The following is an 18,756-nucleotide window of genomic DNA, read 5'->3' on the forward strand; positions in this document are numbered from 1 at the left end:
CACAAGCGACCTCACCCCCGTCACCCGGTCGCGGGAGTGTCCTGCAGTCCGCGCAGGACGGTTCGGAGGTAGGACAGTCCGTCACGGGCGAGGGCGTCCTGTGACGGGGCGAGCGGCCGCCAGATCGAGGCCGCGGTGGCGATGGCCTCGTTCTGCGCGGTGAACGACTCGATGCACACCGCGCCGTCGTAGCCGGTCGTGGCCAGGGCTGTGAGGAAGCGTGGCCAGTCGAAGTGGTCGGCGCCCGGGGCGCCGCGGTCGGTGCCGCTGACCTGGACGTGCTTGAGGTGCGGACCCGCCGTGCGGAGCGCCTTGTACGGGTCGGCCTCCTCGATGTTCATGTGATAGGTGTCGATCATGAGGCCGACGTTCGCGGGCAGGCCGTCGATCAACTCCACCGCCTGCTCGACCGTGTTGACCACGCTCGTCTCATAGCGGTTCAGGGCCTCCACGCCGATGCTCACGCCCCGCTCCCCCGCGTGGTCGGCCACCGGCAGCAGGGCGCGGCGGACGTCGGCGTAGCAGGCCGCGCGCTCCGGCGGTGACATGCGCCAGGTCCGCCCCACCGCGGCGTAGACCGGGCCGCCGACGCAGGGCGCGCCGACGGCCGCCGCACGGTCCACACACGCCGTCAGGTACGCCACGGTGGAGGCGACGGTCTCCGGCGGGGCGTTCACGAGGTCGCGTCCCGGCGAGGTGACTGCACAGACGCCGACCGCGCGCAGGCCGTGCGCCGCCAGCAGGTCCCGGGTGCGGGCCGGGTCCCAGTCGCCGGGTCGCTCGATAGGCAGCTCGACCGCGTCGAACCCGAACGCGGCGATCCGCGGCACCAGGTCGGCCAGGGCCTCGTCGTCGACCGGCGAGGCCCAGACCCACGGGTTGACACCGATGGGGTACACCGGGCTACTTCCAGCGCTTCGGGTAGCCGGGCAGGTCGGTGCAGCCGCACATCGCGTAGTGCAGCGGCGGCATGGAGGGGTCGACGTACTCGTCCAGGTTGTCCTGGGTGATGGTCGGCTGCGGCAGCTTCCACGGGTTCGGCACCCGCTCGCCGTCGAGGATCCTCAGCGCGGCGATGATCGGGGTGCGCCACTGGTAGGTCGGGTAGGTGGGGGCGATCGCCGTGAGCTTCTTGTCCTTCCACAGCTTCAGGAAGTCGAGCTGGTCCTCGCCGTTGATCGGCGGTACGGGCTTTCCGGCGTCCTCGAACGCCTCGACGGCCGCGCCCGCGACCGCCCCGGCGTCCATCCACACGCCGTCGATCGTGCCGTACCGCTGGATGTAGTCGTTGACGATCTTCTTCGTCCTGGCCGGGTCGCCGTCGGTGAACTCGACGCCGACGACGTCGACGCCCGCCTTGTCGAAGGCCACCTTCGCCGCCGACCAGCGGGTCTCCAGCACGTCGACGCCGGGCAGGATGCGCAGCGCGAGCACCTTGCCGCCCTTCTGCATCTTCTGGGTGACGAACTCCGCGGCGACATGGCCGAATCCGTAGCCGCCGATCGGGTTGATGAACGTCACCGGGCACGTCGTGTCGACCCCGCGGTCGAAGACGACGACCGGCAGGCCCTTCTTGCAGGCGGCCTCCGCCGCCGGGGTGAGCGTCGCGGTGGTGTTCGGCGAGACGATGAGCGCGTGGCAGCCCTTGCCGAGCAGGTCGTTGATGTCGGCGATCTGTTTCTGGTCCTTGCCCTCGGCGTCGACGTGGACGAACTCGGAGATCCGGTCGCGGTGGGTGTCGACCTCGGCCCGCATGGTCTTGAAGCCGACCTGGCGCCAGGGGTTGTTGAGTCCGGCATTGGAGAAGCAGATCTTGTACGGTCCGGGCTTCTTGAACTTCGCGGTCTGCACCATCTCCGGGTCGAGCGCCTGCTCCCAGGGCTTGCCCTCCGGTCCGGTGGGCTTGGCGTCCAGCAGCGCGAGTTGCTGGTCGTAGTCGGCCTGCACGAAGAACTTCGACTGCTTCCCGGTGCCCGATCCGGTGCCCGCGGTGGGCGAACCCGATGCGTCGGTGGTGGGCTCGTCGGTGGCGCAGCCGGCCAGCACCAGCAGGGCGCTCACGGTCAACACCGTCATGGAATGTCTCACTGAATCCCCTTCATCCGGACGGGAGTCGGAAGGACGCCGCTGCCACGGCGAGCAGGATGATCGCGCCCTGGACGGTCGGTTCGAGGGCGCCGGAGACGCCGTAGAAGTTCATGAGCGTGAAGAGCGTCTCCAGGGTCAGCGCGCCGAGCATCGCGCCGACGACCGAACCGCGGCCTCCGCCCAGGGCGACACCGCCGAGGACCGCCGCGGTGATCGCGCCGAACTCCAGGCCGGCCCCGGCCTGGAACGACACCCCGCTGTACCCGCCGATGAGGATGGCCGCGAGCGTGGCGGCGACCGCGCTGAGGACGAACGCCAGGGTCTTGGCCCGCCCCACGCGCACGCCGCTCAGCTCGGCGGTCCGCGGGTTGCCGCCGACGGCGACCAGGGTGCGGCCGAAGTCCGAGCGCGTCAGCACCAGCGCCAGCGCGGCCGCCGCCAGCAGGACGAGCAGGGCGTACGGGATGCGGCCCAGCACGGGGACGTCCTCGAACGCCGAGCGGCCGAGCCGGCGGAACCCCTCGGAGAGGGCGCCCTTCGGGGCCCCGTCGGACCACAGGTACACGGCGCCGACGAGGATCAGGAACATCCCGAGGGTGGTGATGAACGACGGCACCCGCAGCCGCGTGGTGACGAGGCCGTTGACGAGGCCGACGACGACGCCGAACGCCAGCAGGAGCACCACGACGGGCCAGCCGGCGGACGGATCGCCGTCGATCAGCCGGGCGGCGACGACCACCTGCGCGGTGACCAGGGAGCCGACGGAGAGGTCCAGTTCGCCGGAGACGATCACGAAGTACTGGCCGGCGGCGAGCAGGACGACCGGCGCGGAGCGGCCGAGGAACGACATCAGTGACGGCGGTGAGAGGAAGTCCGGCTGACGGACGGTCAGCAGGACCAGCAGCACCGCCAGGATCACGAGGATCGGTGCGAGACCGCCGGAGCGGAAGGTGAGGAGCCGCAGGGGGCGCGCGATCTGCATGCTAGGACGCCTTTCGCATCGCCCGGCGGGCGTAGACGGCGACCGCCGCGATGATGATCGCGCCACGGATCACCTGCTTGAAGAACACATCGACCTCGAGCTGGTTGAAGACGGCGTCGACGCTCGCGAGCAGCAGCACGCCGCCGACCGTGCCGACCGCGCCGCCGCGCCCGCCGGCCAGGGCGGTGCCGCCGAGCACCACCGCGGCGATCGACTCCAGGTCGTACAGTCCCTCGGTGCCGACCCGCGGCGCTCCGGCGCCGAGCCGACTGGCGAGGTAGATCCCGGCGAGGCCGGCGCACAGGGAGCACAGCACATGGGCGGTGACGAGGACCCGGCCGCCCCGCACGCCGGAGAGGCGGGCGACTTCCGGGTCACCGCCCACGGCGAACAGGTGGTGGCCGAAGCGGGTGCGCGCCAGCACGAACCAGGCCGCGGCGGCGACGGCGAGCAGCAGCAGGAACGACAGCGGCACCGGGCCGACGCGCTGGTACCCCAGGCCCTGCACCAGGGTGGGGGCGGTCTTGCCGGCCGGGCCGTCGTATCCGTTGTCGAGGTAGCCCTTCAGCAGCAGTCCGACGCCGACGGTCGCGATGAAGGGGTTGATCCGTGCCGCGGTGACGAGCAGGCCGTTGAGGAGGCCGATCGTGGCGCTGACGGCGAGCGTCAGGCCGATCGCCGGCAGCAGCGCACCGTCGTCACCGGCCATGGTCTCGGCGGCGACCAGGGTGCTCAGGCTGACCACGTACGCCACGGACAGGTCCAGCGAACCCCCGACGACGACCAGTGTCTGGCCGACCGCGACGAGGCCCAGACCGGCGGCGACGTGCAGCAGGCTCACCGTCGTCGGCACGCTGAACAGGCGTCCGCCGTCGAGGGTGACGACGATCCAGCCGATCGCCAGGGTGAGGGCCAGGGCGACGAACACGCCGGGCGGGGTCCGGCGGGACGCCAGGGAGAGCGCGCCGCTCATCCGGCCGCCTCCCGTGCGGTGCCGACCGCCAGGGCGACGACATTCTCCTCACTCGCGCCGGCGGGCAGTTCGCCGGCGATCCGGCCGTCGCGCATCACGACGATCCGGTCGCTCATGCCGAGCAGCTCGGGCAGCTCGGACGAGACCATCAGCACGGCGGCGCCGTCGCGGGCCAGCCGGCGCACGAGGTCGTGGATCGCCGACTTGGCGCCCACGTCGATGCCGCGGGTCGGCTCGTCGAAGAGCAGGATCCTCGGGGCGAGCGCGAGCCACCTGGCCAGCACGACCTTCTGCTGGTTGCCGCCGGACAGGAAGCGGATCTCCTGGTCCTCCCCCGCCGAGCGCAGGTCGACGGCCGCGAGCAGCTCCCGGATGCGCGCGGTCCGGGAGCCGCGGACGAGCCGGTCCGGGCGGACGGCGCGGACGGCCAGCAGCGCGTTGTCGAGCACCGACTGCCCGGCGACGATCCCCTCGCCCTTGCGGTCCTCGGAGACGTAGGCGATACCCGCCCGCATCGCGGCGCGGGGCGAGCGCAGCCGGACCGGCGCTCCGTCGACGGTCACTTGGCCGGTGCTGAACGGTGCGGCGCCGAACAGTGCGCGGGCCAGCGCCGACCGGCCGGAGCCCTGCAGGCCGCCGACGCCGAGCACCTCGCCGGCGCGCAGCCGCAGATCGATGTCGCGCAGCTTCCGGTTGCCTCCGCCCCGGACGGTCAGCCGCACCGGCCCCAGCTCCTGCGGCTGCGCGAGGCCGGGGTAGTAGCTCGACAGCTCGCGGCCGACCATGTGGCGCACCAGCTCGTCGGCGCCGGTGTCCGCGGTGTCCAGGGCGGCCACCGCCCGGCCGTCCTTGAGCACGGTGATCCGGCTGGACAGGTCGAAGACCTCCTTGAGGCGGTGCGAGACGTACAGCACGCCGATCCCCTGCGCCTGGAGCCGCCGTACGAGCGCGTAGAGCTGGTCGACCTCGTGGTCGGCGAGAGCGGCGGTGGGCTCGTCCATGATGAGCAGCCGCGCGTCGAGGGCGAGCGCCTTGACGATCTCGACGACCTGTTGCTGCGCCACGCCGAGGCGTCCCACGCGTGTGTCGGGCGGCAGGGAGCCCTCCCCGATCGAGGCGAGGAGCTCCGCGGTGCGGCCGAGCATCGCCCTGCGGTCGACGAGCCCGCGGCGCAGGGGCTCGCGGCCCAGCCAGACGTTCTCCGCGACCGTGCGCTCGGGCAGCAGGGTCAGCTCCTGGTAGACGATGCCGATACCGGCCTGTCGGGCCTCGCGCGGGCTGCGGAAGGTGCGCGGTGCGCCGGCGAACTCGACCGTTCCCTCGTCGGGTTGGTGAACGCCGGCGACCACCTTCATGAGGGTGGACTTGCCGGCGCCGTTCTCGCCGACGACCGCGTGCACCTCGCCCGGTCGGACCTGGAGGTCGACGCCGTCGAGCACCCGCACACCGAGGAACGACTTGCCGATGCCTCGCAGAGCGAGCAGCGGCGACGGCGGCGGGCCAGGCATCGTGGAAACCTCTGCATTCGCGTCGTCAGGACGAATAACCGCGAACTTTCACCGGACGCGATGGCGACATCGCGGCCCCGAGGGTAAATGCCTCGATCAGCGCCTGGCAATACCGTGGGACATCGCAGCAGGATATTCGCCGTTCGAACTGCTCAATGCGGACCGGCGATCGGTCGGCGGCGATTGACATGCCAAAACCTGTTATCGAATCAGCCCGTCCGCAGTCGCGTGCCGGACCACGAAAACCGATGCCCAAAATTCGTTATGGAATCACTCCGCCGACAGTCGCACGCCGAACCGACCGGGATTGGTGCGCAAAATCTGTTATGGAATCGGCCGCACCCGATTCATATTGACTGTTGCGACACCCCGCTGCATGCTGACCCGCAGACCACGGGAGACGGCCACTTCTGGTGTGCATCCCTTGCTTCCGTAGGGACTTGACTGTCCGTCACGGCGGACGGACGACGAGCTGACGGCACATGTGTGCCTACGACGCGCTCGGACACTCTGACGCATCGCAGGTGCGGCCGGCGCATGCCCGTGGTCATGCCATCGTTGCTCCGCCGAAATGGGAGACGGCATGCGTCGCATCATTTTTGTCCTCGGGGTGATCGCGAGCGTGCTCCTGTCGCTCGTCGTCGCCCAACCGGCGTCAGCGGCGCCGACCTTCAGAGCCCTGGTCTTCACGAAGACCGTGGGCTATCGGCACGATTCGATCCCGGCCGGCCTCACGATGTTCCGGGAGCAGGCGGCGGCCCACAACTTCGAGTTGGTCCACAGCGAGGACTCCAGCGTTTTCACCCAGGCGAACCTCGCCGGCTTCGACGTGCTCATCATGTTCCAGACCTCGGGAATGGTGTGGAGCACGGCGGCCCAACGCCAGGCGGTGGAGGGCTACCTCGCCAGTGGCAAGGGCATCGTCGCGATCCACAACGCCACGGACATGGGCATCGAGAACGAGTACCCGTGGTGGGACCAGACCATCAACGGCGGCGCACACATGCCGGAGCACTCCCCCGGCGTGCTGGCCGGCACCGCCGTCGTCGCGGACAAGAAGCACCCGTCGACGGCCGGCCTGCCGGACCGTTGGAACCGCAGCGAGGAGTGGTACAACTTCGACCGCAACCCCCGCGGCGACGTCCATGTCCTGGTCACCGCGGACGAGCGCACGTACAACCCGGGCCCCCGCGCCATGGGTCCGGACCACCCCATCTCCTGGTGCCGCAACACCGGCGGCGGCCGGGTGTGGGCCACCGGCATGGGGCACACCAGCGCGGCCTACAGCGAGACCCACTTCCGCAACCACGTCCTCGGGGGCGTCAAGTGGGCGGCCGGCAACGAGCCCGGCGACTGCGGCGGCACCGTGTGGAGCAACTTCGAGAAGCGCACCCTCGACGACAACACCGCGGACCCGATGGCCCTCGCGGTCGCCCCGGACGGGCGGGTGCTCTACGTCCAGCGGGGCGGGCAGGTGAAGATCTTCAAGCCGACCACGAACAGCACCGTGACGGCCGGCACGCTCAATGTGTACACCGGCGGCGAGGACGGCCTCACCGGACTGGCGCTCGACCCGGACTTCGCCGACAACGGCCACGTGTACCTGTACCACTCCCCGGCCGGCGTCCCGAACGACATCAACCGGGTCTCCCGGTTCACGCTCACCGGCGACACCCTGAACATGTCGAGCCAGGTGACGGTCATCGACATCCCCGCGACCCGGGACCGCACGTTCCCCGAGCCCGGACACACGGGCGGGTACATCGAGTTCGGCCCCGACAAGAACCTGTACATCGGCACCGGGGACGACGTCCCGCCGAACCTCGACTCCAACTGGCAGGGCTACGCCCCGCTGGACTGGCGGCCGGGCAAGGCCAACCTCGACGCCGCACGCACCGCCGGCAACACCAACGACCTGCGGGGCAAGCTGCTGCGCATCCGGCCGTCGGCCGGCGGCGGCTACACCATCCCCTCCGGCAACCTCTACCCGCAGGGCACGGCGCAGACCCGGCCGGAGATCTACGCGATGGGCTTCCGCAACCCGTTCCGCTTCTCGATCGACCCGGCCAACGGGTGGGTCTACCTCGCCGACTACGGCCCGGACCGCAATCCGCCCACGACCAATCGCGGTCCCGAAGGCCTCGTCGAACTCAATGTCATCAAGACGCCGGGCAACTACGGCTGGCCGTTCTGCCACGGCGACAACCAGGCCTACGCGCCCTACAACCCGGACACCCGCGTCGTCGGCCCCAAGTTCAACTGCAACGCGCCGGTCAACAACTCGCCGAACAACACCGGCCTGACCAACCTCAAGCCGATCGTCGCGCCGAACATGTGGTACGGCTACGGCGTCTCACCGGACTTCCCCGAACTCGGCTCCGGCGGCTCGGCGCCGATGGGCGGACCGGTCTACCGCTACGACGCCGCGAACCCGTCCGAGACGAAGTTCCCGCCCTACTACGACGGGGTGCACTTCTTCTACGAGTGGTCACGCCACACCGTCAAGGAGGTCCACTTCGACTCCGCGACCGCGGTCACCCGGACCAACCCCTTCATGCCCGCCGCCAAGTTCCTCAAGCCGATGGACATGGAGTTCGGGCCCGACGGCTCGCTGTACCTGCTCGAGTGGGGCACCAACTTCTTCGGCGGCAACAACGACTCGGGGCTCTACCGCATCGACTACAACCAGGGCGGCCGGTCGCCGATCGCGAAGGCCACCGGCACGCCCACCAACGGGAACGCTCCGTTGACCGTGCGGTTCAGCAGCGCGGGATCCACGGACCCCGATCCGGGCAGCACGCTCAGCTTCCACTGGACCTTCGGCGACGGCGCCACGTCCACGGCGGCCAACCCGTCCCACACCTATACCGACAACGGCAACTACACCGCCCAGTTGAAGGTCACCGACAACACCGGCAAGACGGCCTTCGCCAACGTGCCGATCACCGTGGGCAACACCGCACCGGTCGTCACCGTCACGCTGCCGCCCGACGGCGGCATGGTGGACTTCGGCGACCGTGTCCCGTACCGGGTGTCCGTCTCGGACCCCGGGGGCGCGCCCGTCGACTGCACCAAGGTGTTCGTCAACCCCGCCCTCGGCCACGACGACCACCAGCACGAGACCACGGACTACCCGGGGTGCTCGGGCACCATCGACACGACGTTGCTCGGCGGGCACCCCGACGGCGCCAACCTGTACTACGTCCTCAACGCCCGCTACACCGACGACGGCGGGCCCGGTGGCGCGGCCCCGCTCACCGGGTACGCCCACGCGATTCTCCAACCGAAGCACAAGCAGGCGGAGTTCTTCACGGACCAGTCGGGTGTGCGGATCGTCGAGCAGGCCGGCGCGGAGAGCGGCAAGCGGGTCGGCGACATCTCCGACAACGACTGGATCGCCTTCGACCCGATGAGCCTGTCGGGCATCACGAGCGTGCGGTACCGCCTGTCGTCGCCGAGCGGCGGCGGATCGATCGAGCTGCGCGCCGACTCCCCGACCGGCACCCTCCTGGCCACCACACCGGTGCCGAGCACCGGCGGCTGGAACACCTACCAGTCCACGCCGGCCGTGAACACCGCCGATCTCGCCGGCTCGCACAAGCTCTACCTGGTGTTCAAGGGCACGTCGAACAACTGGTTCGACCTCGACTCGCTGACCTTCGGCGGGAGCGGGGTCGGCGAACCGGGCAGCGGCGGGGGCGGCGTGGCCGGTCGGACCTGGACGGTCGCGGCCCAGCACAGCGGCAAGTTCATGGACGTCAACGGCGCCTCGACCGCTGACGGCGCCCAGATCGTCCAGTGGGCGGGCACCGGCGGCGACAACCAGAAGTGGCGGGCCGTCGACGCCGGTGGCGGTGCCGTCCAGCTGAAGGCGGTGCACAGCGACAAGTGCCTCGCCGTCACGGGCGGCTCCACCGCCCAGGGCGCGTTCCTGCAACAGTCCACGTGCGACAACGGCAACGCGCAGAAGTTCGTCGTCACACCGACCGGCACGGTGGGCGTGTACACGGTGAAAAGCCTGCCCAGTGGACTGTGCGTCGACGTCAACGGCGGCTCGACGGCCGACGGCGCACGGCTCCTGCAGTGGAGCTGCCACAGCGGCACCAACCAACAGTGGCGGTTCACCGCCGTCTAGCCCGTCCGGACGGGGTGCCCGGCGCGCGTCGCGCCGGGCACCCCTCCCTGCGAACAGGTGAGGAAGAGCCATGGTGTTTCGCATACCCCGGCCCCGCCGCCACGGGCGGCTGTCCGCGTTGGGCACCGCCCTGGTGCTGGTGGCCGTCGGCGCCACCGCGGTGGCGGCACCGATCGAGCCCGGGCAGAGCGCTCCCCTCGTGGGCACGCAGTCCGGCCGCTGCCTGACCGCGCCGAGCACCGCCAACGGCACCCAGACCCAGCTCCAGGACTGCACCGGCGCATCCGGCCAGACCTGGACCCACACCGCCGGCAAGCAGCTGACCCTCCCCGGCAACAAGTGCCTCGACGCCAACGGACGCGGCACCACCAACGGCACCGCCGTCATCGTCTGGGACTGCAACGGCCAGGACAACCAGCAGTGGAACGTCAACCCCAACGGCACCGTCACCGGCGTCCAGTCCGGACTGTGCCTCGACGCCAACGCCGCAGGCACCGCCAACGGCACCAGGATCATCCTGTGGTCCTGCAACGGCGGCACCAACCAGCAGTGGGACTCGCCGACCCCGCCGCCGGACCCGCCGGTGCCGGGCGGCGCGGGCACGTGCGACATCTACGCCTCGGGCGGCACCCCCTGCATCGCCGCCCACAGCACCGTACGAGCGCTCTACGGCACCTACGGCGGCAACCTCTACCAGGTCCGGCGCTCGTCCGACAGCGCCACGCGGAACATCGGCGTCCTGAGCGCGGGGGGCACCGCCGACGCGACGACGCAGGACTCCTTCTGTGCGGGGACCACCTGTGTCATCACGGTCATCTACGACCAGTCCGGCCGCGGGAACGACCTGTGGTACCAGGGATCGAGTGTGGTTCCCGGCTCCAGCCAGAGCCGCCCGGCGATCGCGACGTCCGAGTCCCTGGCGGTCGGCGGCAGCAAGGCGTACTCGCTCTACATCAACCCCGGCAACAGCTACTGGCGGGACGGCCACCTGACCGGCGTGCCGACCGGCAGCGCCCCCGAAGGCATGTACATGGTGACCAGCGGCACCCATGTCAACAGCGGCTGCTGCTTCGACTACGGCAACAGTGAGACGACCCGGGCGGCCGACGCGGCCGGGGCGATGGACGCGATCAACTTCAGCACCCAGTGCTGGTTCGGCGGGTGCGCCGGCCGGGGCCCATGGGTCCAGGCCGACCTCGAATGGGGGCTCTACTCCGGCGGCAGTCAGACCTGGAACCCGAACCAGCGGGCCTTCACCAGCAAGTTCGTGACGGCGATGCTGAAGAACAACGGGACGAGCCGTTTCGCGCTCAAGGGCGGCAACGCCCAGACCGGAAACCTGACCACGCTCTGGGACGGCGCCCTTCCGCCCGGCTACAGCCCCATGAAGAAGCAGGGCGCCATCATCCTCGGCAGCGGTGGTGACTGCTGCAAGCCCGGCGGCGGCGCGAACCTCAGCGCCGGCACCTTCTACGAGGGCGCGATGGTGTCCGGATACCCCTCCGACGCGACCGAGAACGCGGTACACGCCAACATCGTCGCCGCCGGCTACCGCTGAGTCGCCGCCCGCACCGGGACGCGGCACCGCCTGACGTCGGCCGCACCCGGCCCGAGAACCTGGAAGGGCCACCGCCCAACAGTGGGCAGTGGCCCTTCCGGCGTGCCGCGTCAGCTCAGGGGAGGGTCCATTTCTGGTTGGCGCCGCCGTAGCAGGTCCACAGGTGTACGAGGCTCCCGTCGGCGGAACTGGCGCCCGACACGTCCAGGCACTTGCCCGACTGCGGGTTGCGCAACGACCCGTCCGAGGCCGCCTGCCAGTTCTGGTTGGCGCCACCGTTGCAGGACCACAACTGCACCCGCGCCCCGTCCGCCGTGCTGTTGCCGCTCACGTCCAGGCACTTGCCCAACGCCTTGACCGTCGACCCCGGCGCCACCGTCCACCGCTGCCCCGCCGCGCCCGTGCACGACGAGAGCTGCACCGCCGTCCCGTCCGCCGAACTGCCGTTGCGCACATCCAGACACTTGCCCGCGAGCCCCACGACCGGACCGACGCCGGGTGTGGGTGACGGGCCGCCCAGTTCCTTGATCCGGATGTTGCGGAAGGACACGTCGTCCCCCGTGCCGTGGTTCTGGATGCCGACGTGGCCGGCGAGCGAGCGGGCGGGGTCGGTGTCGGTGAAGTCATTGATCTTCACGCCATTGAGCCAGACCTGGAGCCGCTGGCCCTCCACCAGCAACTCGAAGGTGTTCCACTCGCCCGGTGGGTTGAGTGCCGCGTCCCGGGCAGCCGTGTCCGGGGCCTTGACGGCGTAGATCGAGCCCGTCGTGCGGTCGGGCGCGTCGGTGGCGTCGATCTGGACCTCGTAGCCCTTGTCCAGTGCCGACTGCGGGTCGCTCGACGGCGGGAAGCCGACGATCACACCGGAGTTGTCGTCGCCGGGCATCTTCCAGTCCAGCTTCAGCGAGTAGTTGGTGAACTGCCGGGCGCTGTACCAGAGCATGCCCAGGCCGCCGTACGAGGTGAGGGTGGCGTCGGCGTTGGTGAAGCCACCGGGGCCGGCCTGCGACCAGCCGGTGGTCGAGCCGTTGTAGAGGGTCGTGTAGCCGGTCTCGGGGCGGCAGTCGGCCTTGGTCCGGCCTGCCGCGTACCGGATGCCGCCGAGCAGGTGTGCCCGGAACGCCGGCTCCGCGTACGAGGCCTGGCTGTGCCCGCCGCCGGTGTAGAAGGAGCGGCCCCCCGCGTGGGTCTTGCACCAGGTGTGCGGGTGGTCGGCGCCCATCGAGCCGCCCGAGTACGACGACTCGTCCAGCGTGGTGAGCACGCGTGCGGTGGTGCGGGGATTGGTCCGGAAGTTGTACCACTCGTCGGTGCGGGTCCAGGTCTGCGGCAGGTGGGCGGTCGCCGCGTGCGCCCGTCCCTCCACCTTGATGTTGGCCTGCTGGATCGCGGGGTGCGAGGCGAAGTAGGCGCCGACCAGCTCGCCGTAGAACGGCCAGTTGTACTCCGTGTCCGCGGCCGAGTGGACGCCGACGTAGCCGCCGCCGGAGCCGATGTACGACTGGAACGCCGACTGCTGGGTGTCGTTCAGGACGTCGCCGGTGGTGTTGAGGAAGATCACCGCCTCGTAGCGGCTCAGGTTGGCGGTGGTGAAGTGGTTGCTGTCCTCCGTGGCCGTCACCGTGAAGTTGTTCGCCGCTCCGAGGTCACGGACGGCCTGGATTCCTGCCGGGATCGAATCGTGCCGGAAACCGGCCGTCTTGGAGAACACGAGGACGTCGTAGGCCGCGTCCGCGGCACTGACAGGTGTGGGCTGCGCGAGGAGGGCCATGGCGGCGAGTGCCGTGACCGCCCCGCCGAACAGCATTCGGGGTCGTCTGCGCATGTCCGTCGCTCCCTTCTTGGTGACAGAAATCAGGGGAGGGTCCATTTCTGGTTGGCTCCGCCGTGGCAGGTCCACAGGTGTACGAGGCTCCCGTCGGCGGAACTGGCGCCCGACACGTCCAGGCACTTGCCCGACTGCGGGTTGCGCAACGACCCGTCCGAGGCCGCCTGCCAGTTCTGGTTGGCGCCACCGTTGCAGGACCACAACTGCACCCGCGCCCCGTCCGCCGTACTGTTGCCGCTCACGTCCAGGCACTTGCCCAACGCCTTGACCGTCGACCCCGGCGCCACCGTCCACCGCTGCCCCGCCGCGCCCGTGCACGACGAGAGCTGCACCGCCGTCCCGTCCGCCGAACTGCCGTCGCGGACATCCAGACACTTCCCCGCGAGCCCCACGACCGGACCCGTACCGGGCGCCGGGCCCCCGCCGGTCTCGAAGGTGAACGCGTCGATGTCGAAGAGGAATCCGGAGCCGCCGGCGAAGGTCAGGTAGAGCGTGGTGGTGCCGGCCGGCGCGCCGGAGATCGAGCCGGTGACGGTGGTGAAGGTCGTCCACGATCCGGTGACCGGGACGGTGGCGGAGCCGAGGACGGTGCCGGTCGGCGAGCCGGCCCGGACCTGCAACGTGCCGCCCGCGCCGGCCGACGCGACCCGGGCGCTGAACGACGTGGCGTTGCTCAGCCTGTACGGCTCGAAGGCGATCCAGTCGCCGTTGTGGATGTCACCGACGGACTTGCCGCCCTCGGCGGTCGACTTGTCGTAGGTGGTGATGCCGGACGAGGTCTTGTAGTGCTCGGCCTGCCGGTGCTTGGGCTGCAGGATGTGCTGGGTGTGCGTGGTGAGCCCGCCGTTGTCGGTGTACTCGGCGTCGAAGACACCGAAGATGTTCGCCGCGTCGTCGTGCTCACCGTCGACCGGGATGGTGATTGTGCCGGAGCAGCCGGTCTTCGAGGTGATCGGATGGCCGTGGCTGTCGTGGCCGACGATGTACGTCAGCTTGACCTTGGCGCAGTCGACCGTGCCGTCCTCCGGGTCCGTGACGGTGAGGCTGTACGGCACGGTGTCGCCGAAGGCGAAGATCTCCCCCGCGGCGGGGCTGTTGATGGTCACGGTCGGGGCGGTGTTGCCGACGGTGATCCCTACGTCGGCGGTGCCGGTGGCACCCTCCGGGTCGCGCACGGTCAGCCTGGCGGTGTAGCTGCCGTTCGTGTTGTACGTCTTCGTCGGGTTGGCGGCGGTGGAGGTGGTGCCGTCACCGAAGTTCCACGCGTAGGTCAGTGCCCCGCCCTCGGGGTCGGACGAGCCGGCCGAGGAGAAGGTCACGGTCAACGGCGCCGCGCCGGAGGTCCGGTTGGCGGAGGCCACCGCCGTGGGCGCCCGGTTGCCGGCGCCGACGTGGTCGAAGCGGTAGAGGGCGGAGTACTGGTCGCCCTGGTAGAACCCGGAGCCGTAGTCCAGTACGTAGTAGGAGCCGTCCGGGCCGAACGCCGAGTCGATCACCTGCTTGCCGTTCCAGGGGAAGCTGTCGATGGTCCCCGGGGAGCCGTCGGCGTTGAGATGGATCGGCTTGATCCAGCCGCGGCCGAACTCCGTGGCGAAGAACTGCCCGTCGAAGGACTGCGGGAACTTCGTGGGCGAGTTGAGGTTGGGGTCGTACCGGTACACCGGGCCCGCCATCGGCGACTCCGAGCCGCTGCCGAACGCCGGTGGGCTGCCGGCGTCGCCGCCGTAGCGGATCCAGGCGGCCTTGGCGGGAGGCAGCGTGCTCAAGCCGGTGTTGCGGAACGAGTTGTTCGCCGGCCCGCCCGCGCAGTTGTACTTGGCGCCCGCCGTGTTGGTGGCGAAGTCCCACTCGGCGTACGTCTCGGAGGCGGTGTTCGTGCCGGTGCAGTACGGCCAGCCGTAGAAGCCCGGGCCCGTGATGCGGTTGAACTCGACCTGGCCCTGCGGCCCGCGCGCCGAGGTGGCGCCGGCATCGGGGCCGTAGTCGCCGACGTAGACGATGCCGGTGGCCTTGTCGACGCTCATCCGGAACGGGTTGCGCAGGCCCATCGCGTAGATCTCCGGCCGGGTCCTGGCCGTGCCGGGCGGGAACAGGTTGCCGGCCGGAATCGAGTACGTCCCGTTCTCGTTCACCTTGATCCGTAGGATCTTGCCGCGCAGGTCGTTGGTGTTGGCGGCGGTGCGCTGCGCGTCGAAGGCCGGGTTGCGGTTGGTCCGTTCGTCGAGCGGTGAGTACCCGGCGGACTCGAACGGGTTGGTGTCGTCGCCGGTGGACAGGTACAGGTTGCCCGCCGCGTCGAAGTCGATGTCCCCGCCGGCGTGGCAGCAGATTCCTCGGTCGGCGGGCACGTCGAGGATGTCCACTCTGCTGGACTGGTTGAGCGTGAAGTCGGCGTTGAGCGTGAACCGGGACAGCCGGTTGACCCCCTGCCACGCCGACCAGTTGGTGCCGGTGGTGGGTGCGTCGCCGCCCGGTGTGGACAGCGGTGGGGCGTAGTAGAGGTAGATGTGCCGGTTGGTGGCGAAGCCCGGGTCGATGCCGATGCCCTGCAGGCCGTCCTCGTCGTGCGTGTAGACGGGGACGGTGCCGATCACCGTGGTGGTGCCGCTCGCGGTCGTGCGGCGCACGGTCCCGTTGCGAGCGGTGTGCAGCACCGACCGGTCGGCGAGGACGGCCAGTGACATCGGCTCGCCGACTGCCGCGACGCCGCGGGCCAGTTGGACCTGCTGGAAGTCGGCGGGGTTGATCGGGTGCGCCGAGGCCGGGGGCGCACTGGACAGGACCGCGACGAGAGCGGTCGCGACCAGGAGCAGTGCCGAACCGATGGCCGCCCCACGCGCGGGAGCCCTCCCGATTTTCATGAACATGACAATGCCGTCCCCTTCCCGAACAGGCGGCTGCCAGGCCAGGGGCGCGCGCTGCCGCGCCGATGCCGTAGCGGGATGTCACCACTTCGGCCCGCCGGACGTGCTGCAGCGGGCCATTGCGCCGAGCGGGGGCAACAGCTCGGAAAAGGAGAAGTCGATGGCCACCGCGCTGTCGGGTCACATCGACGACCGTGACGGTACGCCGACAAGGCTAGAGGGCTTCGGTCCCATGCGTCCACACTTCTCTCCGGACCGGCCAGGCTTTTGCTCCGTTGTGGAGCAAGTCGCGCAGTGGTACGCCGCCCGGCAGCGACGGCCCGCACGGACCAGGCCCCTGCGACCTAACTCGTTAAAGGTCAAGGCGTCACGCGTCTTGACACAGCGGTGGCACCCTTCCCATCATCTGGGACATCAATCCTGATCTAACACGAGTTAGGCCCGTTAGATGACCGACTCGCACGTCACCCGCCGCGCACTGCTGCGGTACGGCGCCTACGGGGCGGGAGCCGCCGCCCTGGCCGGCACCGCCGCTAGCTGGGACCGGCTCACCGGAGCCGACATCCCCGGCCGCGACGACGACTCCCTCGTCGTCGCCACCCTCGGCCCCGCCTACGGCCCCGAGGCCGTCCGGACGCTGTCCGAGGGCTTCAAGAAGGTCCACCCCGACATCAAGCTGCGCATCAACGCCGTGCAGGCCGTCGACTGGCCGGACTTCTTCGCCAAGATCCTCACGCAGATCGCCGCGGGCACCGCCCCCGACCTGGTCTACGTCGCCACCGAGGGCGTCCAGCTGTTCGCGCAGCGGCTCGGCGTCGCGCTCGACCACTGGGTGCGGCGGGACGCCGAGGAGCTGCGCGAGTACTTCGCCGACGTCCATCCCTCGCTGGTGGAGTCGATGATGTACGAGGGGAGCCTCTACCAGCTGCCGGTGGAGTTCAACGCGGCCGACATGTACCTGAACAACCAGGTGCTCAAGCGGGCGGGCGCGGACTTCCCCGCCGCCGACTGGACCCGGGACGACTTCACCGCGCTGCTGCGGGACATGAAGAGGTCCAGCGGCTCGCAGTTCACGCCGTACTTCTGGACCAACCGGCTGTGGGGCGGCGTGGTGCCCTGGCTGTTCGCCAACGACACCAACCTGCTGGCCGAGTCCAAGGCGCCGGGCGGCGCATGGCTGTGGGACCGCTTCTACCCGGCCGCCGACCGGACCGGCCGCGGCGGCGGCTTCCGCTGGACCACACCGCAGGCCACCGACGCCCGCGTGGAGGAGGCCTACGACTATCTCGCCTCCCTCATCCAGGAGGGCCTGTGCTCCCGCCCGGAGGGCGGCAACGGCCAGAACCTCGTCGGCGTGTTCTCCACCGGCCGCGTCGGCGTCACCCCCGCGGGCGGCTTCTGGGCGGGCGGCCTGCACCTGGCCGGCATGCGCTCCCAGGACTACGACGTGCAGTACTTCCCCCGCTGGCGCACCCAGCGCATGCAGTACGGCGCCGCCGGCTACGCGCTGCTGCGCACCTCCAAGAAGCAGGACGAGGCCTGGGAGTTCATCAAGTACGCGGCCCGCAAGGACACCCTCGACACGCTCTTCGCCACCAACCAGACCACCCCGGCCCGCCGCTCGATGCTCACCGCGGACCGTTACCGGGAGACCGGCCCGAACCACTGGCAGGTCTTCTACGACACCCTCGACAAGTTCCCCGACACCGGGCCGATCCCGGCCCCGCCGCAGGTCGCCGAGGTCGAACAGGTGCTGCTGAAGCACACCGGCACGGCGCTGGCCTCCCGGCGCGCGGTGGGTCCCGCGCTGCGCCGGATGCAGCGCGACCTGGAAAAGGCCATGGAGCGTGACGTATGACGACGAACACCCAGGCACCGGCCGCGCCTTCGCGGACGGAGGCACCCCCCGCGGCCGCCCCGCGCTCCTCGGCGCGCGACCGCGGCTCCCGGCTGCTGGCGACGCTGTTCCTGACGCCGACGATCGTCGGCATCGTGGTCTTCACCGTCGTACCGATCATCGGCTCGGTCGTCCTCAGTCTGTTCCACTGGAACGTGATCGACGACCCGCGCTTCGCGGGGACCGGCAACTACCGTGAGATCTTCAGTGATTCGACGGTGCTGGTCTCCTTCCGCAACACGCTGGTGTTCATGGTGTTCGCCGTCGCGCTGCAACTGCTGGTCGCGCTGGTGCTGGCGCTGGCGATCAACGGGCGGATGCCGGTGTGGCTGCGCTCGGTGTTCCGCTCGGCGTTCTTCTTCCCGCTGGTGCTGTCCGCCGCGTCGATCTCGGTGGTGATGAAGTACCTGTTCAACCAGGACTTCGGGGTGGTGAACTGGCTGATCGGGCTGGTCGGGATCGCTCCCGTGCCCTGGCTGACCTCCGAGAACGCGGCGATGACGACGGTCGTCCTGGTCTATGTCTGGCAGCAGTTCGGGTTCTCGTTCCTGCTGTTCGTCGGCGGTCTGAACAACATCCCCAAGGAGATCCACGAGGCGGCCTCGCTGGACGGGGCGACGGGCCTGCGCAAGCACCTCACCGTGACGCTGCCGCTGCTGTCGCCCACGCTGCTGGTCGCCTCCGTGGTCGGCATCATCAACGCGCTCCAGGTCTTCGAGCAGCCCTACGTCCTCACCGACGGCGGGCCCGGGGACTCCACCCGCACGGTCGTGATGGTCATCTACGAGCGCGCCTTCGAGCAGCTCCGCTTCGGCGAGGCGTCCGCCGTGGGCGTGCTGCTGTTCGTGCTGATCATGGCGGTGACCGCCCTGCAGTTCCGGCTCAGCCGGCGTTTCGTCCACTACCAGTGAGCCGGGTGAGTC

The 18,756-nt window shown here is 70.1% G+C and carries 11 protein-coding genes; 4 read left to right on the forward strand and 7 right to left on the reverse strand.

Annotated elements, in window-relative coordinates; translation table 11 throughout:
• Positions 1 to 20: 20 nt before the first annotated feature.
• From ICC28_RS34905 to ICC28_RS34925, 5 genes are read right to left on the reverse strand one after another with little or no spacing between them, the layout of a single operon-like run.
• On the reverse strand, positions 21 to 899 hold the full coding sequence (locus tag ICC28_RS34905; RefSeq protein ID WP_188292823.1) for a sugar phosphate isomerase/epimerase family protein: 879 nt from the start codon (positions 897 to 899) through the stop codon (positions 21 to 23).
• A 4-nt stretch (positions 900 to 903) separates the two neighbouring features.
• On the reverse strand, positions 904 to 2,076 hold the full coding sequence (locus tag ICC28_RS34910) for a substrate-binding domain-containing protein (protein ID WP_188292824.1): 1,173 nt from the start codon (positions 2,074 to 2,076) through the stop codon (positions 904 to 906).
• Between the two features lie 22 nt (positions 2,077 to 2,098).
• The gene (locus ICC28_RS34915; RefSeq protein ID WP_188292825.1) at positions 2,099 to 3,070 is read right to left on the reverse strand and encodes an ABC transporter permease; all 972 of its coding nucleotides are present in this window, start codon (positions 3,068 to 3,070) and stop codon (positions 2,099 to 2,101) included.
• A 1-nt stretch (position 3,071) separates the two neighbouring features.
• Positions 3,072 to 4,043, reverse strand: coding sequence for an ABC transporter permease (locus ICC28_RS34920; protein WP_188292826.1), 972 nt, complete (start codon positions 4,041 to 4,043; stop codon positions 3,072 to 3,074).
• Positions 4,040 to 5,551, reverse strand: coding sequence for a sugar ABC transporter ATP-binding protein (locus ICC28_RS34925; protein ID WP_188292827.1), 1,512 nt, complete (start codon positions 5,549 to 5,551; stop codon positions 4,040 to 4,042). The genes ICC28_RS34920 and ICC28_RS34925 overlap by 4 nt, the downstream gene beginning before the upstream one ends.
• Before the next feature lie 583 nt (positions 5,552 to 6,134).
• On the opposite strand from ICC28_RS34925, the gene ICC28_RS34930 reads away from it, so the two are divergent.
• Entirely contained in the window at positions 6,135 to 9,686 is a 3,552-nt protein-coding gene (locus ICC28_RS34930; RefSeq protein ID WP_188292828.1) for a ThuA domain-containing protein, read from the forward strand.
• Between the two features lie 70 nt (positions 9,687 to 9,756).
• Complete coding sequence (locus ICC28_RS34935) at positions 9,757 to 11,244, forward strand: arabinofuranosidase catalytic domain-containing protein (RefSeq protein ID WP_188292829.1); 1,488 nt, start codon at positions 9,757 to 9,759, stop codon at positions 11,242 to 11,244.
• A 115-nt stretch (positions 11,245 to 11,359) separates the two neighbouring features.
• On the opposite strand, the gene ICC28_RS34940 is transcribed toward ICC28_RS34935, so the two are convergent.
• Both ICC28_RS34940 and ICC28_RS34945 read right to left on the reverse strand, forming a co-directional pair.
• The gene (locus ICC28_RS34940; protein WP_188292830.1) at positions 11,360 to 13,069 is read right to left on the reverse strand and encodes a ThuA domain-containing protein; all 1,710 of its coding nucleotides are present in this window, start codon (positions 13,067 to 13,069) and stop codon (positions 11,360 to 11,362) included.
• A 29-nt stretch (positions 13,070 to 13,098) separates the two neighbouring features.
• Complete coding sequence (locus ICC28_RS34945; RefSeq protein ID WP_188292831.1) at positions 13,099 to 15,939, reverse strand: carbohydrate-binding protein; 2,841 nt, start codon at positions 15,937 to 15,939, stop codon at positions 13,099 to 13,101.
• A 445-nt stretch (positions 15,940 to 16,384) separates the two neighbouring features.
• On the opposite strand from ICC28_RS34945, the gene ICC28_RS34950 reads away from it, so the two are divergent.
• Positions 16,385 to 17,794, forward strand: a complete 1,410-nt coding sequence (locus tag ICC28_RS34950; RefSeq protein WP_188292832.1) for an extracellular solute-binding protein — start codon at positions 16,385 to 16,387, stop codon at positions 17,792 to 17,794.
• Complete coding sequence (locus tag ICC28_RS34955) at positions 17,791 to 18,744, forward strand: carbohydrate ABC transporter permease (RefSeq protein ID WP_188292833.1); 954 nt, start codon at positions 17,791 to 17,793, stop codon at positions 18,742 to 18,744. The genes ICC28_RS34950 and ICC28_RS34955 overlap by 4 nt, the downstream gene beginning before the upstream one ends.
• Positions 18,745 to 18,756 lie beyond the last annotated feature (12 nt).

Origin of the sequence: Streptomyces sp. TRM68416 (genome assembly GCF_014596915.1) — a bacterium.
Classification (GTDB): Bacteria; Actinomycetota; Actinomycetes; order Streptomycetales; family Streptomycetaceae; genus Streptomyces.